We start from the raw sequence: 23,104 nt of genomic DNA, 5'->3' as shown, positions 1-23,104 counted from the left end.
GATGCTGATGCAGTGCTGATGCGGTGCTGGTGCTAGTGCTAGTGCTAGTTCTGGTACTGGTACTGGTGCTGGTGCTGGTGCTGGTGCTGGTGCTGGTACTGGTGCTGGTAGTTCTAGTGCAGATGCAGGGGCAGTTTGCCCCTAAGATCCATTTCAGTAATGCAGCTTGTGTAGTGGGCTGGGGCTTGCTATCGGACCGGCGTCTTGTTGAACTTTAACGGACACAGGAGACCTTATTAGCCACATTTTAGTGATCTCGGCAATTTAACGGACATGAGGGACCTTATTCTTCGGAAATAAGCCTTTCACAGCGTCTTTTGGTCAACTTAACGGCTGTGGTGTCCGTTAGATTTGGAGATCGGCCATTTTCGGTCTTTTAAGGCCCCTGGTGTCCGTTAGCGTCCGCCTCATTCTTCATCCGAACCAGACCCGGACTTCCTTTCTGCCCATCCGGGTCCGGAGCACTTATCATAAACAAAAGAGTCCTGAAGCTTGCCGTACGTTGGCGTTGCTTCAGGACTCTTTACTGTTAATTCAGGATATTGAATTAGCGTTTGTTAAAAATATCAGTTAGTACAGGCACGATTTGCGATTTACGGGAAACAACGCCTTTCAATACCGCTTGGTTGTTCTCCAGCTTCACGCCATAGGCTTCTTCTACTGCATCAGCCGATTTACCCAATGCCAAACCGACCGAATCGTTGTTCAAAATGTCAGTAACCACGAACAGGAACAGATCCAGACCTTTGCTGTCCACGATGCCGTTCAAAGCAGCTTCAAGCTCGCTTTGACGTGCCAATACGTCGTTTACATCAACCGCATTGACTTGAGCGATTTCCACTTTTGCGCTGCCCATGGCAAACTCTTTCGCATCCAGGGAAATCAGTTGCTCAATGCTCTTGTCGCTGAGATCGGCTCCGGCTTTAAGCATGTCCAGCCCGTATTCTTCAGGGTTCACACCGGCGATGTCCGCCAGTTCACGAGCAGCGGCAACATCCTGCTCCGTGCAGGTTGGAGATTTAAACAGAAGGGAATCCGAAATGATGGCGGACAGCATCAACCCGGCAATGTTTGCGGGAACGGCGATGCCGTTTTCTTTGTACATTTTATTAAGGATCGTTGCCGTGCAACCTACCGGCTCGGCACGGTAATAGAGCGGGCCGCTGGTTTCGAAATTGGCAATCCGGTGATGGTCGATGACTTCCGCTACACGGACCTGTTCAATATCGGAAACGCTTTGTTGGCGTTCATTATGGTCGACCAAAATAACGTCCTTCACTTCTCCGGCTGCCGACTCAATAACGCGCGGCGCCTGGAAACCGAAGCGGTCGAGCGCAAATTTCGTTTCCCCGTTGACCTCGCCTAAAGCGACTGGCTCAACATTCCATCCCAGCTTGGATTTCAGGTCGGCATAAGCAATTGCGGAGCAGATCGTATCCGTGTCCGGGTTTTTGTGTCCGAAAATCAATACTTTATCCATTTGTTTACTCTCCCTTTCGTCATTTAACTTAGAAAAGTATATCCCAGAACCAGATTCACAATCAAGGGTCAAGCGTGATAGGATCAAAGAAAACCCCCGGCCAAGCTGAGGATTTCAGGTCTCCCTCAGGGGACGTTCAGCCGATATTCAGCGTAATCCCGGATAATATAATTATAATCGGCAATCGTACTGGAGGCTTTCTACATGAAAAATCTACAAGGCGTCAAAGTGATGTTAGTTGACGATGAACCTCATATCATTCAATTTTTGGAGCTTGGACTTATGAACGAAGGGTTTGAGATTCAGACTGCAAGCGACGGCATGACCGCCGTCAATCTCGCTCTCGAGTTTCAGCCCCATGTCGTCGTCCTGGACGTGATGATGCCGGGAATGGACGGCTGGGAAGTCTGCCGGCTGCTGAAAAAAAATCTTAGCAACGTAGCGATCATTATGCTGACGGCGAAAGACGAGGTGGAGGACCGGGTGAAGGGGCTCACAACGGGGGCGGACGATTACGTGGTCAAGCCGTTCAGCTTCGAGGAACTGCTCGCCCGGATCGGCGCGCGGCTGCGCAACCAGTTCCCCGCCCTGTTCAGCGAGGTGACCCTCGGTCCGTTCCGGCTGGATGACCGCCGTAAAGAAATCCAATACCAGCAGCGGATCCTGGAACTATCCCCAACCGAATATGAACTGCTGAAATATTTAGTTATCAACCATGGCATTGTGCTAAGCAAGAGCAAGATCCTGGATCAGGTGTGGGGCTATGATTTCGGCGGCGAAGAGAATATCGTTGAGGTTTATATCCGCTCCCTGCGAGAAAAGCTGAACGACAAAGAGCATCGGTTGATCCGGACGCTCCGGGGCGCGGGCTATCGCGTCGATCTGCCATGAAGCTGAAGAATTGGGGCGGTGCTCTGCGCAGACTGGCGTTTCCCCGCTCGCTTCGTTCCCAGCTGCTCTCCCGTTCCCTGTTTATTCTTGCGCTTCTTCTGCTGTTGATCGGCACGGTCCAATTTGTCGTGATGAAAAACTTCCTTTACAGCAATCAGGCTGAAACCCTGTTATCCCAAATCCGCAGTCTTCCTAAAGAGTTGCTGATGAACGGCAACGTATTCCCCGCTCGCAGAGTGCGGGACGAAGCCGCAGCCCCGGCGATGCCCCAACCGACGCAGCCTGCGGACGGCTCCTCATCGTCGGAGTCGCCTGGGATTCCCGATCAGTCTTGGCTTCCCGATACCTCCGGCATCGGCGAGCGCGGACCATTTCTTTTTTTGCCGGATACATCCTTGGCATTGATCAGCAAAGATGGCGAGTTTATAAGCCGATCCAACGAATCCGGCCTCCCGGCTCCGCAACTGAGCGAAGAAGAATACGCCAGCATCCTGAAGCAATGGGAGAATAAAAAGGCCGTTGCCTACAAAATCGCCCAAGATCACAATGGAAACGAGCAGCTGCTGGTTTTCCGGCCCGCGGAAGGGCCTTGGGACTGGGACCGGCTGATTCAAATGGGTATCGCCACCGCCCCGTTAAAAGCGATCGCCCTGCGGCAGCTTTCGATCTTCATTATCCTGTCGCTGCTCGCTCTCGGCGCCGGACTCATGTTGTACCTGCCCGTGCTCCGCAAAACGCTAAATCCGCTTGATCGGATGGTCAGCACGGTTGAAGCTCTGGATGCCGGCAATTTGGACCGGCGCTTCCCTTCCTCGCTGGGTCAAACCGAAATCGACCGGCTGGCGAAATCGTTTAACGGCATGCTGGAGCGGCTGCAAACCTCCTTTGCAACCGAGCGGGAAGCCAAGGAGCAGATGCGCCGCTTCATCGCCGATGCCTCGCATGAACTGCGGACGCCGCTAACGTCCATTCACGGCTTTCTGGAAGTGCTGCTTCGCGGGGCCGTCGACAAGCCGGAGCAGCTGAATGCCGCGCTGAACAGCATGCTTGGCGAGGCCAAGCGGATGAAGAAGCTGGTCGAAGACCTGCTGATGCTGGCCAAGCTGGATCGTCAGCCGGTCGTCAACCGTACCGAAACCCGCCTCGATACACTGGTGGAGGAAATGGAGCCCCATCTGCGAATGCTCGCCGGTGACCGTACAGTCAGCTTTAGCCTCACCCCGGACATCAAGAGCATGGTCGATTGCGATAAAATCAAGCAAGTTATTCTGAATTTGTTTCACAATGCCGTCCAGCATACGGATCCGACAAAGGGGGCAATCACGGTCACCTTAACCATGCCGGCGAAGAATCTGGCACGCTTAAGCGTACAGGATAATGGCCCGGGAATACCGGCAGAGCACCTTCCGCATGTGTTCGAGCGTTTTTACCGCAGCGAGATCTCTCGTACACGCAAACAGGGAGGCGCAGGCCTCGGTCTCTCCATCTCCCAATCGATTGTGCAGGCCCATGGGGGACGGATCGACGTGCAAAGCACGGCCGGAACGGGCGCAACCTTTTGGGTCGAGCTACCTGTTCTGTAATAAGGCAAGCCCTTACTCCAGCCGCAGAAATGAATTTAGATGTTTTTGATTCCTCATTGTTTCAAGAATTTCAGCAATAATGCAGCATTCTGATGCTCAGAAAAGGCTTAAAGGATAAAATCCTGCGAAAGTGCAGGTTTTTATCCCTTTTTTAGCAAACGGGGTGCACAACGTGGAATATTAATGTACTTTTGCAGGAAGTCATCTTCAGATTGGCCATATTTAAAAGGAAAGCTGCACTTTCGCAGCTTTCCTTCTTTTTAACATCCCCATGGTGATATCGGGGTTTATTAACTATTTACTTTAGTCGTTTACTCCGCTCTCATCGCCCACCGCGCTCGCACTTTCTTCGGTGCCTTCCAGCGCGTACTGCTTATACTTTCCGTAATCGCTCTGCTTGCAGTCCATCGAAAGTTTGGTCCCTTCAGGCTCATAGCTCGTTTCAAAGATATGGGCATGCTCGTTGAAATATGAGACGACCGCTCCTTGATCATAAGGAATCAACATTTCGCAGCGGATGTAGTCCTTAAACACCCGTTCCCGGATTAATCCGATCAGTTCCTGAATGCCTATTCTTGGTTTGGCCGCAAGGAACACTTTATCTCCCTGGACCTCGGGGATCGCTCGCTCAGCCAGGTCGGACTTGTTATAGGCGTAAATGACCGGAATGTCCGTAATTCCAATCTCTTTCAGCGTTTGGTTCGTAATGTCGATCAGCCGCTCGTATTCCGGATTGGAGTAATCCACCACATGGATCAGCAGGTCCGCTTCAGCCACTTCTTCCAGCGTGGAACGGAATGCCTTGATCAAATGATGCGGCAGCTTGCTGACGAACCCGACCGTATCCGTCAACAGGAACGTTTTGTTGTCTTCGAGCGGGATGCTGCGAACCGAGGTTTCCAGCGTCGCGAACAGCATATCCTTTTCAAATACCTGCTTCTCCTGTTCCGGGTTAAACCGCTCCATCATCGCGTTCATGATCGTCGATTTGCCGGCATTCGTATAGCCGACGAGCGAGACGACGGGCACATCGTTCTTCTTGCGCTGTTTGCGCTGGGTTTGCCGGTGCGCCACGAGCGTCTCCAGCTCTTTGCTTAACGCGGTGATCTTCTCCTCGATCCGCCGGCGGTCGAGTTCCAGCTTCGTCTCCCCTACGCCGCGATTTTTGGTGCCTACCCCGCCGCTCTGACGGCCGAGCGATTCGCGAAGCCCGACAAGCCGCGGCAGCATGTACTTGAGCTGGGCCACTTCCACCTGAAGCTGGGCTTCCCTCGTCTTAGCCCGCTGATCGAAAATATCGAGAATCAGTATGGTCCGGTCGATAATTTTACAATCCAAATCGGCTTCCAAATTTCGAATTTGGGAAGGAGACAGCTCATCATTGAAAATAACGAGATTGCCATCGTTCGCTTCGAGAAGCGCACGTACTTCCTCTATTTTTCCCGTTCCGATGTAATGGGATGAGTTGATCTTCACCAGGTTCTGAGTGAGCGTCGCTACGACTTCAATGTCGCAGGCTTCGGCCAGATTGGCCAGCTCCTCCATCGAGTATTCGAAATCCTTCTGATGATTCAAATTGACTCCGACCAGGACAGCTTTCTGCTGCAGTTGTTCCATATATAAATTCCTCCCTTAGGAAAAAAATAAGATCGTCCCCGCAAAGAGACCCCAGTGCTCACTGTACCTAGCTTCTCCCAAATCAAAAGCGGGGACACCGGAAGAAACAAAAAAACACAGGACGGATTCCCTGTGTCGGTTCAAACGAAAAACGTCGCAGTCCCCCGCTTGGCTACGGCAAACAAACGTCTCCCGTAAAGCGGCGCCCGCAAAGTCGGCATATTCTATTCAAAAGTTGAGTCCCTTCGTCATAGCATACCTATCCCGTTTGCCCTGCACAGGTGCAGAGCCTTTGAGCACTATTCAATTAGCCGCGCAAAGTGGAAAAACGGAATTTAATATTAATCACGAGGAACCCTCCGTTCGCTTAAGATAGTTCTACTGTAACATAAAGCGTTGCTCATGACAATTTGAGTCCATGAAATTTATGGCAGAGAAAGAGCCCCGCTAGAGGCTAGCCTAGAACTCCTCCGTACTCCGGCAGATGAAATAATCGAAGTCCGCCGCTTTCTTTTCCCCGCTCAAATCCTGCACGCATAGCCCGACAAATGCACCCGTAAAGCCCCAATCCGTAAAGAAACCATCCGTATGCCGGGTCGCGTATTCATCCGATAAATGCCCGAATTGAAGTGGGCCGCCGACCTTCATCCAGCTCTCACGGTCCTGGGAAGCCAAGAACTGCACCTCGTCTCCTTCAATCCGAACCTTCAGGAAGCACTGGTCCCAATCCTCAACGGAAAGCTCTTCGGACAGGGCCTCATCATAAGCTCCGTTATCGCCTATCAGTACATTGAGCGTTTTACCGAGCTGCTCATCCCGGCTGATCCGCAGATAATAGTAGTTCTTGCTGTTGTAATAGCAAATTAGTCCGGCCATTTGCTGGAAATGCTCCGGCTCGAATTCGACCGCCGTCTCCGCTTCGAACGAAAAATGCTGAATCCGCTTAGCAATAAGGCTTTGGCTAAAGTGAGAGTTCAGCGATTGTCTGCCGTAGAGACGAAGGTATCCCGGGCGTTCCGTCAGGCTCAGCCAGGAAGCGTCGGCAGGCTCCCGCAAAGTGGAGTACGCCGCACTTAAAGAAGGCTCATCAAAATGATCGCAATCTACTGGTATGGAAACCGGAGCGGCATGCAGATCAGGAGCCTGTACCTCTAATTGCGGGCGCTGTCCGTTTACAGGTCGAATCCATCCGTCTTCGGTCCATTCGCATTTCTGGATCGCCGTCTCTCTTCCTAGCGGGGATTGCTGCAGCCCAGGGAGCGGCCTAGAGCACAAGTGAACCAAATACCATTCCCCGTTTTGTGTCTCTACGAGACTGCCATGACCGGCCTTTTGCAGGGGCAAGCTCAGGTCGCCGTGGGACGTCAGGATCGGATTCCCCGGATCTACTTCATACGGCCCGTTCAAGGAGCGCGACCGCGCTACGGTCACGGCATGCTCGTAACCTGTTCCTCCCTCGGCAGTCATCAGGTAATACCATCCGTTTCTTTTATAAATATGCGGCCCTTCCGTACACCCTAGCTCCGTCCCCTTGAAAATCACCTCTTTGGGGCCGATCAGCTTTCCTTCCGTTTCCGAATATTCCTGCAGCACAATGCCGTGAAATGGATTACGATTCTTCCGGTGGTCCCAGATCAGATTGACAAGCCATTTGCGACCGTCGTCATCATGGAACAGAGACGGATCGAAGCCGCTGCTGTTCAGATAAACGGGATCCGACCACGGACCGCGAATATCGGTCGCCGTCGTTAAATAGTTCGGCGTATCCTTGAATGCGCCGGCCAGGCTTTTAACATCGGTATAGATTAGATAAAATACACCTTCATGATAACTGAGACAAGGAGCCCAGATCCCGCCGGAATTCGGATTGCCTCTCATATCAAGCAGGCGGCGCTCGTCAAGCGGATGTCCGATCAGCTCCCAATGGACCAGATCCCTAGAGTGATGAATCTGTACCCCGGGGAACCACTCGAATGTTGATGTGGCAATATAATAATCGTCTTCAACGCGTAAGATCGACGGATCGGGATTAAACCCTTTCAGAATCGGATTTTGAATGGTTGTCATGGCGATTGCCCTCCTGTTTGCGCATATTGTTCTATAAGTTTCACCGTGCCGGTCGTTATTCCCTTTTTAAAGCTATAAATACAACAAAAAGATATGAAGCGTGAAGAGTGCAAAGACAGCTCTAATCGTAGCATATTTGGTCCCGTAAGCCGCAGATCGCATGGATGTCCCTTTCTAATTGACCCGGCCCGGTCTTTATTGTATTTTGGACATATCTAATCAGGACAGGACGATTCTTACTATGAATATTTTCGACATTGCTAGAATAGCCGGCGTCTCCCGGAAAACAGTTCAACGTGTGCTGAACAACTCCGCCAGCGTCAGCCCAAAAACCCGCGAGAAAGTGCTCGGGGTCATGGAAGAATACCATTATGAACCGAACTCGGCCGCCCGCAAGCTTTCCTCCAAAAGAACGCATACGATCGGCTTGTTTATTATTCAGGATAAAAACAACTATACCTTATACTCGGATGACATGTACTACGGAGCCGCGATCGGGGCCGTTATCAGCCATTGCTTTGAGCGTGGTTATAATACACTAGTGACGATTCTGGATGTCTCGGATACTTCGGCTCTATTCAGCCAATACAAGCAGAAGAACATTGATGGCGGGATTGTCATCAGCTGGTCGAATGTTCAGAAGCTTATGGAGCAGATCAAAGAAGCAGGCTTTGAAATCTGCGTGTTCGACCCCAACAATGCTCCGGACGGGGGCTTGTCCGTTCCTGCACCCAAGATTGACAATCGAAAGGCCACTTATAAAGCCGTTGAATATTTGGCTGATCTGGGTCATAAGGATATTGGAATGATTACGGGACTGCTGAATAATCCGGCCGGACTGGAACGCTATGAGGGGTTTATGGATGCGATGCAGACTCGGAAGCTGCCCGTTTCCCAAGACCGTATTTTCCATGGCGACTTTACTGAACAAAGTGGGAAGGCCGCCGTTGAACAGTGGATTTCTGGAGGTACATTGCCCACCGCAGTATTCTGCTCAAATGACCTTACGGCGATCGGAGCCATGAAGGCTTTGGCCGCCCATAAACTGAGCGTCCCTGACGACATTTCTGTCATTGGCTTTGATGATTTGTTAATCTCGCAGTATCTTCATCCAGCTCTAACAACACTGCGTGTTCCGCGTGTGGATATGGCCGTATCGTTAGTGAATCAATTAATATCCGTACTGGAGGAAGACGGCAATGCGGCTGAAGAAACCCTCTTTGAAGCGGAGCTTATTGTAAGAGATTCGTGCAGCGCTACGAAAATAGCCGGCAAATTTTCGTAGCCGCTATGCATTGACACTCAAGTAGCAGGATACTATATTATATTTATCTTTGTCCCATGTGAGACAAAATTAATGTAAGCGAATTCATTGGAAAGGAGAAAGCTGGTTCAAGGCATTGAATTAGTATGCGCAGTATAGGACATGAGCTACTAAAATCTAAGAGGGAGATGCAGAATATGAGGAATCGTTTGGTCCGCAAAAGTACATCCCTGGCATTGTCTCTGCTCATTGTGACGAGTGCGGTATCCGGAGTAAGCTCCGCCCAGTTCGCAAGCGGTCAGACTTCGGCAGTTGGGGTGCAGCAGCAATTTAACGATTTGTCCAAGAATCACTGGGCAGCCAATTCTATTGCCCGTTGGATGAATCATGACATCATTCAGGGGTACGGAGATGGGACCGTTCGTCCGAATGCTCCAATCACAAGAGCAGAATTTACAGTCATTATGAACAAGGTGTTTGGCTTGACTCAGAAGTTGAACCAGTTCATCTCAGATGTCCCAGCTGGGACATGGTATGAAGCCGACATTTCCAAAGCGGTTCAAGCCGGATATATCAAGCTGAATGCTGCGGGAAAATCAAACCCTCATGCTCCCCTCAGCCGGGCCGAAGCCGCTTTTGCACTGGATAAACTGTTCAGCTTCAGCCAAATGGGCACAGATTCATTGGATACCGCGCATTTCAGCGATTTGACGGGCATGAATGCCGAAATGCTGGAGGCCGTTAATGCGCTCGCGGCTGCCGGATACTTGGAAGGATATTCCGATTCGAGCTTCAAACCGCAAGGAACGATGACTAGAGCGGAACTCATGACATTAATAGATCGTGTTATAACAGGTTATTTCGACAAGAAAGCGACGTTGTCCGAGGGCACGGTGAAAGGCAATGCACTGATAAATAAGGCCGATATTACGTTGAAAGATACCGTGATCGAAGGCAACCTGTATTTAACTGCCGGAATTGGGGATGGCACGGCTGTACTTCAAAACGTTGTAGTCAAAGGAACAAGCTTTGTACCCGACAGCAATGCGGGAATTCAATTTAACGGCAGTTTCAAGCAAATCGTTGCCGTTTCGACAGGCAATCATCAGCCTACCATCACGATTTCGGGGACTGTGGAGGAACTGAAGCTGGACGGAAACGCCAGAATCATTTTGGCGGATGGCGCGGTAATAAAGAAATTGACTGTTGGTGAACATGCCGGCAAAGCAGTTATTGAAGGGAAAGGCAAAGTGGAGACGATTACGAACAAGTCGGACGGTTTGACGATGAACGGAAGCAAGGTTCCGAAAAGTACGGACAGTCCATCCGGCAGCGGAACCGTGAATAACGGCGGTAGTACGCCGGGCAGCAGTAACGGCGGCGGTACGCCTGGAGGTAACAACGGCAATCCGAATCCGACTAAAGATTGGACGCTGACCTTTGCCAATGAGTTCAACGATCCTTCCGATTTGGAGAATTGGACCGCTGAGATCGGCACCGGCAACGGCGGCTGGGGCAATAACGAGCAGCAATACTATAAAGCGGAGAATGCAACCGTAGAGAACGGCAACTTGGTCATTACCGCAAAAAAAGAGGAAGTCGAGGACAGCCAATATACTTCCGCCCGGCTTGTGACCAGAGATAAGTTCTCCCAGACTTACGGCAAGTTCGAAGCCCGGATCAAGCTTCCGGGAGGCACCGGGTTCTGGCCGGCATTCTGGATGATGCCGCAGGACAGCACTTACGGAACCTGGGCTTCGTCCGGCGAAATCGACATCATGGAGAGTCGGGGACGTTTACCTGAAATAGGGATCGGCACTCTCCATTATGGCGGGGAAGCACCTAACAACGTGTATACCGGCCAGGAATACCCGCTTCCCAACAACGGGACGGCAACGGACTTCCACACCTATGCCATAGAATGGGAACCCGGGGAAATCCGGTGGTATATTGACGGCATTCTTCTTCAAACCCAGAACGACTGGTACAGCATAAGTAAAAACCAAGCGGCGAATAATGCCTATCCGGCTCCGTTTGACCAGGACTTCTACATGATCCTGAACCTGGCTCTTGGCGGAAACTTTGATGGCGGCAGACCGATCGACGAAAGCTTGCTCCCGGGCAAAATGTATGTGGATTACGTTCGAGCTTATAAGTTGACCGGACGGCCGTATCGGGAACCTGTTCCTCCTGTAATCGCAAAAGAGCCTATTCCCGCAGATGCGCAAGCTCCTTTAGCGGACGGAAACCTGCTTTATAACAATAATTTTGATCAAGATGATACAACTAAACCGAATTTGAAATACCTGAATGGCACCGGATCTTCCACAGAAGTTCCGAATACGGACTATTGGTCGCTGTTTGAAGGCGACGGTGGCGCTGGAAGCGTAAATATTGAGAAGATCGGCGAACAAAATTACGCCAAAATCGGCATTAAAAATGCAGGTGTCCAAAACTATTCGGTTCAGCTGCTTAACACGGCATCGCTTGTAAAGGGACATTTCTACAAAGTCTCTTTTGACGCCAAGTCAGATGCAAACCGCAACATGATGGCCAGAATGACAGGCGGAGAAAGCCGCGGATTTGCCGCTTATTCCCCTGCAAATATTTTCGATTTGACCGATCAGATGCAGCGCTTCGAATATCAATTCCAGATGAAGGCGGATACGGATATTGCTGCACGAACGGAATTTAACGTAGGCTTAAACACAAGTCCGGTATGGATCGGCAATGTTCGTGTGGAAGAGATCGATACCATTGCTATCGACGATGATATGCGGAAAGAACCGCTCGACGGCGACGGAAATCGGGTATATAACGGAAGCTTTGATCAAGGGCGTCAGGACCGGATGACGTTCTGGCATGTCGTAACAGCGGACAATACCAACGCAAAGGCATCGGTCAATCCGGCCACCCGTTATCTCGGTGTGAATATACTGAATGCGGGCAACGGCAATGCCAATGACGTAAGTGTACTGCAAAGAGGTATTTTACTTGAGGCGAACCAGACCTATGAATGGACTTTTGACGCTAGCGCCTCTACGCCAAGGGATATTCAAGTTGAGCTGGTGAGTAATGATGGATCTGAAACCTACTTTAGTAAAAAAGTATCCCTGGGCAGTGATGATGTGCATGCAGCAAGCTCGAAACATACTATCGACCTTACGATGACAGGAATAACCGATCCTAATGCAACGTTGGCCTTCCGTTTAGGCGGCGCTGACGGAACGGTCAATCTCGATAACGTCAAGCTCATTCAGACATCAATCGTTTATGATCCGGATACGGTATTCTTCCCCCTAACGAACGGCAGCTTTGATAGCGGGCTTGCGCCTTGGGAAGCGGCTGTTGATACCGGAGGAAGCATGACAGCTTCTCACGAGAACCAGGCTGCAAAGCTGTCGGTAAGCGCCCTTGGGCAAAAGCCGTGGAGCAACATGTTTATGCAAAACAACATGAATTTGACGAAGGGTGCCATCTACGAGCTGTCCTTTGACGCACATTCTACTATAGAGCGCAAAATGGAGATTGATATTGAAGACAGCTCCTATACTCGCTACTTTGATGAAATCGTTGATCTTGGAACATCCCCTCAAAACTACAAGTTTACATTCAAGATGGGTAAAGATGTCTTGGGTAACCTTAAATTTTTCCTGGGGAATCTGGCCGGTCAAACAGTAAGCGGTCCGCATGACGTATTTATCGATAATGTGGTCTTCCAAATTAAAGATGCGCCAAAAATGGAGCGTTCTCCAAGTCTTATAGCGGACACTACGGATAATGTCATAGGTCAGCCTATTGAGATTACGTTCCAGGATGACGAGACTTGGCGTAAAAACATTTCTTCCGTAAGTATCAATGGAACTAAGGTTGCCGAAGATCAATATTCTTTTGCAGAAGGCAGAGTCACATTGAATGCGGCATTATTCTCTAATGCAAGCAGCTATAAAATCAGGATTGAAGCGAAAGATTACACTTTTGCCAGTGTGACGCAAAGAGTCATGAATGCCGACGGTAATTTGTTGTTGAACGGCGATTTCTCGAATAAAACGTCGGACTGGGAAGTATGGAGTGATGGGGGCTCATCCCTTGCGGAAAATGCGGGGGCAGCGATCATTACCATCCCTTCACTTGGCAGTGGCCAGGGCTGGTCTACTCAGTTTTACCAAGCAGACATTCCTCTGGAGGCAGGTAAAACCTATGAACTGTCCTTCAAGGCGAGCGCAAGTGTGGAAAGACCAATCGTATTAGAATATTCGAACACGACGTCCATCACGCCTAATCAAGTCAAATTTGCACTCTCAACCACTAGTGCAACATATACTGCCAAATTCACTGCGACAAAACCGGAAACCCTGAAGCTGAACTTCCTAATTGGAAATGTAACAATGGGTTCGCTGACAACGCCGGACGTACCTCATACGATTACGTTTGACGATCTGTCCATTAAGGAAACGACCGCAACCACGCCGGAAACTCCGGTTTCTCATGAATTCGTAAACGGAGATTTCGAGGATGGCTTGAATGGGTGGCTGATTCATAATCAGAAAAGTGTACACGAACCCTATGCGGGAGAAGCTAATATTTCCGTTGAAGGTGGCGAAGCGAAAGCGGTCATTAACCAGGTAGGATGGTTTTGGTGGCACATTCAACTTCACCAAGATAACATTGCATTGAAAAAAGGCACCTACAAACTATCCCTGGATTTAAGCTCGGAGCAGGCGCGCAATATTGTTGTCGAGATCAAAGGATCTATCACCGGTCCAGTACCACTTGCCGTAAATGAAATCACTAAGACCTATGAAGCCATCATCGAAATTCCAAGTGACGGGATATATCAACTTATCATTGGTCTCGGCAGAAATGGGGAAACAGAAGATCCGATTTTGAATACCCCTTACACAGTCTGGATTGATAACATTTCGTTGGAGCCATACACAAACCCCAACAACTAAAGCGAAAACTATTAGTAAAAAACACTCCCCTGACCAGCACGGTCAAGGGAGTGTTTTGTATTAGAGGACCCACTTGAAACAGGTGCGCCCATCAAAATCAGGCATTCTAAACTTGCTGTCAAACAACCGTATCCCGCCTATCCCCGCACGTACAAGCGGCTGCTCTCCTCCCAAATCTCGCCCGGTTCTAAACTAAAGAGTCCGATTTCGTCTGCAGGCAGATCCACATGCGGAGCGTTTACCAGGTTGATCTGCGGCTCGGGGCAGAAAAAGCCTTCCTTTGCCCCATTGTTCCAAATCATCCACTGTTTGTAGGATGTCCCCACATCATAAACCAGCGTAATTTGCCGGCTCAGATCGGTCAGCTCCATCCGGTTTCGGCCGTTTTGGGCCGTGGAGGTATAATGATTGTCCATGCTTTCGAAGAAAGGATAAACGCCTGCGCCTTGCATCAGCAATTCCTGATCGGTCAATGGCTGAAACTCGCCGGTAGGCAGCATCCGTTCATTCAGCTCCCACCGCTCTCCGATCGTCAGCTTCAGACGATAGTCCGCAGCCGCGCTTCCATCGGCAAACGGCGCATTCACCGAGGTGTGGAACGCCAACAAGCAAGGCATCTTCTCGCTGCCTTCATTAACCACCATAACCTGCTGGGAAAGACCGTACGCACTCAGGCCATACCGAAGCCGAACCTTATATTTATAAGGAAAATAGCGATACGATTCATGCCGTTCGTCTACGGTAACCGAAACGGATACGAAGCTCTCCCTTTCGGTATGTCCGAACTCCTCCACCTGCCAGGGAATGTTGTACAGAAAACCGTGTAGATGGTTGCCGGTCGCACTTTCATTGACGGGAAACTCATGAACCTTACCATCCCACGGAAAACGTCCGTCTTCATATCGGTTCGGCGGAAATAACACGGGAATTCCGTGAATCATCGGCCGGTTTTTGAAGGACTCCATTTCCTCCGGACCGGGCTCATGCAAAAACTTCATTCCGCGTTCCGCATCCCGAAACGCGATCAAATTACCGCCGATGGCTGGGAGCAGCGCCGCTTCATAACGGTCCGCTTTCAGCCAAATCGCTCTCTCTCCCTGATACTCGCCCTCATATGCTTGAAATTCTGATGTGCTCATCGATTTTGTCTCTCCCTATGTCCTTTAGTCACGGTCCAGAAATGCCTGCCCGGATACGTACACGAACCGTTCTCCCCGGGCCATGACGTGGATTTTCTGCTCCGGAAAATGCTCATACATATAATCCACGAAGTTCCCCGGCTTCTCCGCATTGCGCGCAAACACGTCATAATGCAACGGAATCGCGGTTTCAGCGCCGATTCTGACGGCCAGTTCGGCGGCTTCCCGGTAATTCATATTACCGACGATGCCGCGCTCCCGGCGGAAAAAGTCCCGACCGTTGATGGGCAGCATGGCTACATCGGGCTTAATCTTCTCAAGCTGTTCCACGAGCCCCGGATAAATTACCGTATCCCCCGCGTGATACAACGTTACGCCATTCAGCTTGAGAACGTATCCCACGCTGCGATGGAACCCGTCTCCGTCCTGCTCCAATTGTTCGTGAGCGGCGGGGAGCACCGTGATTTCCAGCTTGGATAACAGCTCGGTCTGCCGGCTGTTATCCGCCACCAGGATTTGCGATTCCTTTACGCCCATGCGAAGCAAAGGCTCCTTGCAGCAAGCCGGTGCCATGATCGGCGCTCCACCGTTTTGCTCGTGAAAAATCGGCAGCGTCCCCGCATCCATATGATCCTCGTGCTCATGTGTAATCAGACAGAGGTCCGCCCCTACGATATCCTCCGGAACGATTGGCGCCGGATAGGAGCGTGCCGGCCCGTCTTTGTCCAGATAATCCGATACATAGGGATCAATATAAACCGTTATTCCGTCCCCTTTAACAATCACGCTCTCTTGTCCAAGGAACCAAATAGCCAAAGTTCCGTAAGGGACATTGGTCCGGTTTACTTCGCTGATCAGTGAGGCTCCTTTTCTTTCCGGTCTGTTCATAGTTGTCCTCCTTGCGTTTCCGTAAAATTAGCTTACCGTTACTATTAACCTGTCTTTACTGTAACGGCTCGACCTTCACCCGGTCAATTCGGACCGCGACATCCGAGCTTTGCAGGCCGATGCGCCCCTGAAGATACGGATCGGCACTGCGATCGGTATAAGTGAGAACCGGTTGGCTGGATTCTCCCGCATAAACTTCGATCGTTGCGCCTCGCGCAAATACTTTTAAATGAAGCTTGCTGTCCGCTCCGGGGAGGTTCGTTCCCCAAGGCACGCTGATTAATGAGGCGGTGGCATAGTTGATTTTATCGAGATGCAAGCCTTCTGCATCGGCATATACGTAATACCCGCGGACGAAATCGGACCGGTTCTGATTCTGATCAAGTCCGTTGGCAGGCTCCGAGGCGCGAATGAGCAGTCCGGCGCGGCCCGTATTCTCCATCATCTGCAGATCCGCCTCAACCGAATAATCGGACCAACCGGGTTCGCCGGTCAACGATTTGGCAGGCGACACCGATGATGCCCGCAATTCCTCGTCCTTCACGGACCACATGCCTTCAAACCGGGTCCATCCAAAGTCGTTTCCGTCATCAAAGTTGTCCTCCCATGTCTCTACAGCCTGGTAACGCTCCGCCCGGAACCAGTCCAAGTCCAAAGTTCCCGCCGTGATTTCCAGCCTCCAACGTTGTTGTCCCGCAGGCAACTCTACGCCCTGCGCGGAAACCGTCTGCCATTCTCCCGCTTTCTCCTGGGTCGCCTCAAACGTTGCAATCTCCTCATCATCTTCACTGATTAATTTTAATGTTGCGCTCTCTGTCATAGGTCGAATTCGAAAATGAATTGAGTATCTCCCGGCTTCATCCACATTCACCAGGTAATTCGCCCATTCCCTCTCCTGCAACCCGGACAAAACATAGCCGCCGGCTTCATTGCTCTCCATACTCAAGGTTTCGGGGCGATAAGGAGACGCGCTGCCACCTTCCACTTTTTTAACGGCCTTATAGGCTTTGCCCTCTTCACCTTCCTCAAAGTGAACTGCCTGCACCTGACCCGGAAGCGGCTGATAAGACCACCAGTCGCTGCTGCCGTTCACGTCATTGCTATAAGCAATATAGCCAAAACGCGCATCTAAACCTGAAGCCGCATAACCGATGGAGCCTCCATCCGTCGCCGACGAACCGGCGTATTTCTGCATTTCGTCAACATAAACGCGCAGATTGGCGTGTCCGCCGCTCCCGGCATCCCCGGCGGTGGCATGCTCGATCCGGATCTTATGCCACTGGCTATAGTCAAAGTCCGCAGGCAGATCGGCTTCGCCAAGAACCTGCTCTTTCCCGCCGGACAGTTCGGTCACTTCCATTCGGCCCGCCGCCGGATTCAGCCAGACGGTGCCGTAATTTTGTTCATCGCGATACGAGAACACGGCCCCGACCCGGGCTTCCGCCTTCGCTTCGCTCTCCGCGCGAACGTGGAACTCCGCCGTATACCCCGGCTCGGTCTTGGACTTCGTCCGCAGCATGGCTATGCCGGATGCATCCGCAGTCCGGACGCCAGCGCCTTTGCCAGGATCGACCGTCCAGTCGCCTTTGCGGGATGCCATCCAGGACTTGCCGAGCTTATCCCGTTCGAACCGGTCGGCAAACGCGGGCAGAGCCGGAGCCGGCTGCGGCGTGTCCGTCGGCCCGGCCACCGCGAAGCCGTTCCCGTTCCAGAAGAGCCGGTCCATGTTCATATGCCGCAGCGGCCCGACAATACCTGGACCCTCCAGGTTATGATAGATCATGTACATGGAATCGAGATCCGGTCCCGTTACGAGCGAGTTATGGCCGAGTCCGACCGTCTTCCCTTCCGTCCTGATCAACACAGGGTTACCTTGAAACGGCTCGAACGGTCCCAGGGGCGATTCGCTGACCGCCGCGTCAATCCGGTACCCGTTGCTGAAAACATGATTCCCGGTATAGGTCATGAAATACAAGCCGTTTCTTTTGAATACCGTCGGCCCTTCGGTCCAGCCATCCATATAGGCTCCGGTGGGCGAGCCGGGAGCCGTTACGGACAGCGGGGAATCCATCGGGGCGGCATCGATGCCGCCGGTTCCGGCATAATAGAAGTACCAGCTGCCGTCGTCGTCCACAAAGGTCGATGCATCGATCGTTCTTCCGAAATTGCCCGTTACCACCCGGAAAGGTCCGACAGGCGAATCGCTTTCTAGCACATAATGGCCGTTTCCGGCCGGAGAAGTATACATATAAAATTTGCCGTTCCAATATCGGACCTCAGGGGCATACGCCGCCGCCGTAAGGAGATCTTCCGTACACAATCCGCGATAGGTCCAATCCGCCAAATCCGGCGAGCTCCATACTTTAATCCCTGCGTCGGTATCCCGCGTGCTTACGTACAAGTAATAATATCCATTGAACGAGAAAATAAAAGGATCACCCAGCCCGTACTCTTCCCATTCATCCGCTAATGACACGGGATTGCTCCATGTCCGGACCGGCTCCCGTTCCACAGGCGAGCAGGCCGCTGTTACTAACAGCAGCATGATCATCAACCATTTTCCCAAACGCACAACCACTCTCCCCTTTCAAAATAACCCCGCGAAAGCTCTCCGTCTCTCAAGAAAAAACGGCAGAACCGACGGATAACGTCATCTGCCGTTTTTAAATTATTTTCGGGTTCCCTCTACGATTGCGCGGATCGTCTCCAGCGGAAGCTTCGGCTTCCGATCGTAGGTCAGCAGGCCGTTAATCTCCTGTTCCACATCGGTGAATTGCGTATAACAGAACCCTTGAATGATCGGCGATTGCAGCATCGGCTCTACGACATTTCGGAGCCGCTCCGTAAAGTCCTCTTCATTCACCGCGCCGGAATATCCCCAACCTTCCCACTCATTCTTCTTGAAGGAAATCCCTCCAAACTCGGTTGCGAGAATCGGCTGGCCCGAATAAGGGAAGCCCGGAACCATAATCCAGCGGTTCCCCGGTTGAGCGCTCAGCGCCGCCTCCTTAGTCGCATAGCGGTCCGTCAGCACTTCGCGCCGCCATTCATAATCATGGACGGTCACCAAATCCGTGTTGACCAGCTCCCAGCCGTCATTGGAGATGACCGGGCGCGTCAGATCCAGCGACTTGGTCATATGGTAGAGCGATAAGGCGTGCTGTTGCTGCTGCTTGTCGACCAGAATGTTGGGCACGCCCCAGCTCTCATTAAGCGGTACCCATGCGACGATGCAAGGATGGTTATAATCCCGCTCCACCGCCTGAATCCATTCCTTCGTGATGCGTGCCACATAAGGCCCGGAGAACTGGTAGGCGTTCGCCATTTCGCCCCAAACCAGCAAGCCCAGCCGGTCCGCCCAGTACAAATAACGCGGATCTTCGATTTTTTGATGCTTGCGTGCACCGTTAAAACCCATCTCCTTGGTCAATTCCACGTCCCGGCGCAGGTCGTCATCACTCGGGGCGGTCAGGATCCCCTCCGGGAAGTAGCCTTGGTCGAGTACCATTTTCATGAAATAAGTCCGGTTATTCAGCAGTAGCTTTCCGTCTTCAATAGATATTTTTCGCATTCCGAAATAACTGCTTACCGTATCGGCAACTACGCCGTCCACGCTCAAGGTCAATTCCAGATCGTATAAGTTCGGTTTCTCGGGGGTCCACCAGCGTCCCAGCCCATGATCGTTGAAATCTTCGAGATGAATGCGCCGGCTGGCCGACTCATGTCTAAACGAGAACGTATCTTCCGCTACAAATTCACCGTTAAAAGTGACAGCCACTTTAATGCCGACTAGTGCGCCCGGGCGATAGCCGGACAGAAAAACGTCCAATGCGATATCATTGACGTCGATATCCGGGGTCAGGCGAATTCGTCCGATATAGGTATCCGAAACCGGCTCAAGCCATACGCTCTGCCAGATGCCGGTAGTGCGCGTATAGAAGATTCCTGCGGATTTTTCTTCCCAAAATTGTTTGCCCCGCGGCAGTGTCACATCCCGGCTGTGGTCAACTGCCTTCACAACGACGGTATTATCGCCTTCGGCAAGAACATCCGTAATATCGGCATGGAACGGGGTGTGGCCGCCTTCATGAAGAGCTACCAGTTTGCCGTTCACCCATACCTTCGCCTCATAATCGACGGCGCCGAAATGAAGCAGCAGTCTGCCTTTTCTATAAGCTTCAGGTACGGAAAATACTTTGCGATACCATACCGTATCATGAAATGCCGTATCGCCGATTCCGCTTAACCGGCTTTGGTAACAGAACGGCACGATGATTTTGCTGGTGAAATCATGTTGTTCTTCGTACCAAGCTTCCCGCTCGCCGATCCCCTGATCGTCGTAATCAAAATCCCATTCCCCGTTTAAGCTCATCCATTCCTCACGGACAAATTGCGGACGGGGATATTCATTGCGTAGCAGTTGGTCAGTCATAGCTTCTACTCCTTCTTTATCCCGTTGTTATATTTTTGTGTCATGGTTTGAAGTAGCGCGGCGCGCAGGTTTGGTAATAATCCATATGCCGTACCCGATGACGGCCAGCAGTCCCAGTTCCATCCACAATGCATCCAGCAATCCCGCCAGCAACAATGGCTGATTATTTTTCAATGCGAAGATGAGCACATTGCTCATCACCAGAAACCAAAGTACATTTCGACCCATGGCCTCCAGCGGGACAAACGGCAAGGGATATTTCTCCATCAACCGGGACAGAAGATAATAACCGTACAGCACCAGAGCAGGACCGAGGATCCACCAAACCGATGGCGGAAAACGTTCAGGCAACGAGGTCTCAGGGTTCGAGAGCCACCTCCAGACAAACGCGCCGGATGCAAGCGCCGAGCCTGCCAGAATCCTCCAGTCAAAGCCGATGCGGTACCGGGCAAACAGCATGCCTAGCAAATAATACGGGAAATATTGCACCACCGGAAAAGAGGCGAAGTCCCTGGTTCCAAAGAGCGGAGCCCATATCGGCTCATGAATCGATCCATAAGGAATCCATGTGGTGAGAAGCAGAAGTCCCGCCGCCGTGAATCCGGTCCATTTTCGCCCGACCAGCCATTTTAAGGGTACAAACAACAGCAGCCCCAGCACGATTAAATAAGTAAATGAAGCCAGAAATTCGGACCAGCCCGGCATATCGTTCAGCAGCAAAATCGGTCTGATCGTCTTCCATTCCAGCGGCCGTTGATCGATAAACAATCGAAAGGCTGTCCCGGAAATATAAAAAGCCAACAAGGTTTTGAACGCCGTTGCGAGCATGCGGTGCCAGACCTCCGAGAACGCCTTGTTATAATATGCCAGCTGGCACACATAACCGAAGCTGAATACAAATCCCGAGAAGGTGATTAAGTTAATGAACTCAATCCATTTCTGCCCCTGCGGGAAAATCATCGGATCACTGAAAAATTGCAGGGTATGGCAATACACCATTCCGAGCACCAGCAGACCCTTAAAAATATCGATCGCTCTTTCACGCTGACGCACAGCCACAACCGTTGCTCCTCCACTCATCCTTTAATTCCCGACAGGCTGACTCCTTTAATAATCTGACGCTCGAAAATCAGGAACAGAAGCATGATCGGCAAGGAAGCTACGGTATTGATCACCATCGGCTTCACGTAATCTTCCGTGTACTGATTCATCAAGGTAGGAATCCCCATCGGCAGCGTGAACAGGTTATCGTCGGTAACCGACAGGAACGGCCAGAGGAAATTGTTCCAGGAGCCGATAAACGTCAGAATTGCGATCGATACGAGCGCGGGACGGGTAAGCGGCAGCATGATATTGAGAAAAATCCGCCAGATGCCTCCTCCGTCGATCTGAACGCTTTCCAGCAGGTCGTTCGGGATTCCGTCAAAGAAGCTTTTTAACACGATAATCGCAAAGGGTGAAGCCAGCGCGGGAAATATCAGACCCATGTATGAATTCAGAATCCCCATATCTTTGGCGACCTGGTACAGCGGAATGAGAATCGCTTCCCCAGGAATAAGCAGCCCGGCCAAGATGAAGAAAAACATAAAAGTTCTGTAGCGGAACGGAACCTTTGACATCGCAAACCCCGCCATCGCAGCGATAATCAGCGTCAGCAGAGTCACACATATCGCAATAAAAAAGCTGTTCCATGACCAGTTGATCAATTTCGTACCGGTGATGATTTCATGATAGACCGCGAAGGAATAAGGGGGCGTGAACCAGTCCACGACGGACGTGATTTTCATGCCTTCTTTTTTCACGGAAACTACGAGCATCCAAACTAGCGGAAAAGCAAACAGCACGGCCATGAACATGGAAAAGATCCGATAAAACCATTTCATCTCTAGTTCGCCTCCTTCCGGTTATTGATCCAGTATTGCAGCCCGGACAGCACTAGGAGAATGACGAACAGCATATAGGACATGGCGGACGCATACCCGAGATCGTTTTTGCGGAAGCCCGTTTGCCAGATCAGCTGGATCACGGGACGAGTCTGATCGAGAGGTCCCCCGCCGGTCATGACATAGATCTGCATGAACACTTTAAATGAAGCTATAATTTGCAGCATGGTTATCGTTTTCGTAATCGGGCTGAGCAGTGGAAGAGTGATCCTCCAGAACAGCTGGGCATCAGTCGCCCCGTCCAAACGCGCCGCTTCATAAACTTCGTCCGGCACATCCTGCATCGCCGATAAGTACAAAATAAAGTTAAAGCCGACCGTCCACCATAACGTTAATAGCGAGATGGCGATCCAGGCCAGATTCGTTTCCGACAGCCAAAAGATCTCCGAGCCTTCAGGAAGCAGCTTTACTAAATGAAGCAAAGAATTAACAAGACCGGTATAAGGCTGGAACACAAACAATCCCAGAAAAGAAGCAACCGCCACGGAGAGAATGCTCGGAATAAAGAACACACTACGATAAAACCTTTGCAGCCTGGAGTTGCGGTTGGCGATGAGCGCCAAAACAATAGCCAAAATAATCATTAGCGGCGTCGTGATAATGACAAAAATCGTAGAATGCCAGATGGACGCCCAAAAATCATGGTCTTGAAACATCCGCTCATAATTGCCGAGTCCGACGTATTTCATCTTCTTGATCAGCGTCCATTTATAGAAGCTCATCTCCACGCCCTTGATCATCGGCCAGATGGTAAACAGAAAATACACGACCAAGAAGGGGAGCAGGAACAGGAGTGCCTGCACGTCTGCCCTCAATTTGTTTATTTTCATAAGCGTCTAACCTCC

At 51.2% G+C, this 23,104-nt stretch carries 15 protein-coding genes; 5 read left to right on the top strand and 10 right to left on the bottom strand.

The window, feature by feature from the left end:
- Window positions 1-35 precede the first annotated feature (35 nt).
- Complete coding sequence (locus tag KJS57_RS17595) at window positions 36-218, top strand: hypothetical protein (protein ID WP_213655811.1); 183 nt, start codon at window positions 36-38, stop codon at window positions 216-218.
- 329 nt (window positions 219-547) lie between these two features.
- Here the strand turns inward: KJS57_RS17595 and KJS57_RS17590 are convergent, their stop codons facing one another.
- The gene (locus KJS57_RS17590) at window positions 548-1,480 is read right to left on the bottom strand and encodes a manganese-dependent inorganic pyrophosphatase (protein WP_213655810.1); all 933 of its coding nucleotides are present in this window, start codon (window positions 1,478-1,480) and stop codon (window positions 548-550) included.
- A gap of 204 nt (window positions 1,481-1,684) precedes the next feature.
- Here KJS57_RS17590 and KJS57_RS17585 point away from each other — a divergent pair, with 204 nt between their 5' ends.
- Complete coding sequence (locus KJS57_RS17585; RefSeq protein ID WP_213655809.1) at window positions 1,685-2,371, top strand: response regulator transcription factor; 687 nt, start codon at window positions 1,685-1,687, stop codon at window positions 2,369-2,371.
- Window positions 2,368-3,954 carry a sensor histidine kinase gene (locus KJS57_RS17580; protein WP_213655808.1) on the top strand — a complete coding sequence of 529 codons (1,587 nt, stop codon included), beginning with the start codon at window positions 2,368-2,370 and terminating at the stop codon, window positions 3,952-3,954. The genes KJS57_RS17585 and KJS57_RS17580 overlap by 4 nt, the downstream gene beginning before the upstream one ends.
- A 303-nt stretch (window positions 3,955-4,257) precedes the next feature.
- On the opposite strand, the gene hflX is transcribed toward KJS57_RS17580, so the two are convergent.
- Window positions 4,258-5,571, bottom strand: coding sequence for a GTPase HflX (gene hflX / locus KJS57_RS17575; RefSeq protein ID WP_213655807.1), 1,314 nt, complete (start codon window positions 5,569-5,571; stop codon window positions 4,258-4,260).
- Between the two features lie 459 nt (window positions 5,572-6,030).
- Window positions 6,031-7,638: a glycoside hydrolase family 43 protein gene (locus KJS57_RS17570; protein WP_213655806.1), complete on the bottom strand. Its 1,608-nt coding sequence runs from the start codon at window positions 7,636-7,638 to the stop codon at window positions 6,031-6,033.
- Window positions 7,639-7,879: 241 nt separating this feature from the next.
- Here KJS57_RS17570 and KJS57_RS17565 point away from each other — a divergent pair, with 241 nt between their 5' ends.
- Together KJS57_RS17565 and KJS57_RS17560 are read left to right on the top strand one after the other, a co-directional pair.
- Window positions 7,880-8,923: a LacI family DNA-binding transcriptional regulator gene (locus tag KJS57_RS17565; protein ID WP_213655805.1), complete on the top strand. Its 1,044-nt coding sequence runs from the start codon at window positions 7,880-7,882 to the stop codon at window positions 8,921-8,923.
- A gap of 176 nt (window positions 8,924-9,099) precedes the next feature.
- Window positions 9,100-13,857 (top strand): carbohydrate binding domain-containing protein, encoded by a 4,758-nt coding sequence (locus KJS57_RS17560; protein WP_213655804.1) that lies wholly within the window; start codon window positions 9,100-9,102, stop codon window positions 13,855-13,857.
- A gap of 137 nt (window positions 13,858-13,994) precedes the next feature.
- On the opposite strand, the gene KJS57_RS17555 is transcribed toward KJS57_RS17560, so the two are convergent.
- The 7 genes from KJS57_RS17555 to KJS57_RS17525 form a co-directional block, all read right to left on the bottom strand.
- Entirely contained in the window at window positions 13,995-14,996 is a 1,002-nt protein-coding gene (locus tag KJS57_RS17555) for an aldose 1-epimerase (RefSeq protein WP_213655803.1), read from the bottom strand.
- Window positions 14,997-15,020: 24 nt separating this feature from the next.
- Window positions 15,021-15,884 carry an MBL fold metallo-hydrolase gene (locus KJS57_RS17550; protein ID WP_213655802.1) on the bottom strand — a complete coding sequence of 288 codons (864 nt, stop codon included), beginning with the start codon at window positions 15,882-15,884 and terminating at the stop codon, window positions 15,021-15,023.
- 55 nt (window positions 15,885-15,939) lie between these two features.
- On the bottom strand, window positions 15,940-18,456 hold the full coding sequence (locus KJS57_RS17545; RefSeq protein ID WP_213655801.1) for a family 43 glycosylhydrolase: 2,517 nt from the start codon (window positions 18,454-18,456) through the stop codon (window positions 15,940-15,942).
- 96 nt (window positions 18,457-18,552) lie between these two features.
- Complete coding sequence (locus KJS57_RS17540) at window positions 18,553-20,316, bottom strand: glycoside hydrolase family 2 protein (protein ID WP_213655800.1); 1,764 nt, start codon at window positions 20,314-20,316, stop codon at window positions 18,553-18,555.
- Window positions 20,317-20,343: 27 nt separating this feature from the next.
- Window positions 20,344-21,396: an acyltransferase family protein gene (locus KJS57_RS17535; RefSeq protein WP_213655799.1), complete on the bottom strand. Its 1,053-nt coding sequence runs from the start codon at window positions 21,394-21,396 to the stop codon at window positions 20,344-20,346.
- The gene (locus KJS57_RS17530; protein ID WP_211024260.1) at window positions 21,393-22,199 is read right to left on the bottom strand and encodes a carbohydrate ABC transporter permease; all 807 of its coding nucleotides are present in this window, start codon (window positions 22,197-22,199) and stop codon (window positions 21,393-21,395) included. The genes KJS57_RS17535 and KJS57_RS17530 overlap by 4 nt, the downstream gene beginning before the upstream one ends.
- A 2-nt stretch (window positions 22,200-22,201) precedes the next feature.
- Complete coding sequence (locus KJS57_RS17525) at window positions 22,202-23,089, bottom strand: carbohydrate ABC transporter permease (protein WP_211024258.1); 888 nt, start codon at window positions 23,087-23,089, stop codon at window positions 22,202-22,204.
- Between the last annotated feature and the right edge of the window lie 15 nt (window positions 23,090-23,104).

The sequence above is a fragment of the Paenibacillus vini genome (assembly GCF_018403325.1).
GTDB lineage: Bacteria > Bacillota > Bacilli > Paenibacillales > Paenibacillaceae > Fontibacillus > Fontibacillus vini.
Note: the sequence above shows the minus strand (reverse complement) of the source record. Positions and strands in the feature narration are given on the sequence as shown.

Coding starts and splice junctions, on each gene's coding strand:
- KJS57_RS17585 (WP_213655809.1), top strand. CDS start 1,685: ATGAAAAATCTACAAGGCGTCAAAGTGATGTTAGTTGACGATGAACCT.
- KJS57_RS17550 (WP_213655802.1), bottom strand. CDS start 15,884: ATGAACAGACCGGAAAGAAAAGGAGCCTCACTGATCAGCGAAGTAAAC.
- hflX (WP_213655807.1), bottom strand. CDS start 5,571: ATGGAACAACTGCAGCAGAAAGCTGTCCTGGTCGGAGTCAATTTGAAT.
- KJS57_RS17590 (WP_213655810.1), bottom strand. CDS start 1,480: ATGGATAAAGTATTGATTTTCGGACACAAAAACCCGGACACGGATACG.
- KJS57_RS17570 (WP_213655806.1), bottom strand. CDS start 7,638: ATGACAACCATTCAAAATCCGATTCTGAAAGGGTTTAATCCCGATCCG.
- KJS57_RS17580 (WP_213655808.1), top strand. CDS start 2,368: ATGAAGCTGAAGAATTGGGGCGGTGCTCTGCGCAGACTGGCGTTTCCC.
- KJS57_RS17525 (WP_211024258.1), bottom strand. CDS start 23,089: ATGAAAATAAACAAATTGAGGGCAGACGTGCAGGCACTCCTGTTCCTG.
- KJS57_RS17530 (WP_211024260.1), bottom strand. CDS start 22,199: ATGAAATGGTTTTATCGGATCTTTTCCATGTTCATGGCCGTGCTGTTT.
- KJS57_RS17535 (WP_213655799.1), bottom strand. CDS start 21,396: ATGAGTGGAGGAGCAACGGTTGTGGCTGTGCGTCAGCGTGAAAGAGCG.
- KJS57_RS17540 (WP_213655800.1), bottom strand. CDS start 20,316: ATGACTGACCAACTGCTACGCAATGAATATCCCCGTCCGCAATTTGTC.
- KJS57_RS17560 (WP_213655804.1), top strand. CDS start 9,100: ATGAGGAATCGTTTGGTCCGCAAAAGTACATCCCTGGCATTGTCTCTG.
- KJS57_RS17565 (WP_213655805.1), top strand. CDS start 7,880: ATGAATATTTTCGACATTGCTAGAATAGCCGGCGTCTCCCGGAAAACA.
- KJS57_RS17555 (WP_213655803.1), bottom strand. CDS start 14,996: ATGAGCACATCAGAATTTCAAGCATATGAGGGCGAGTATCAGGGAGAG.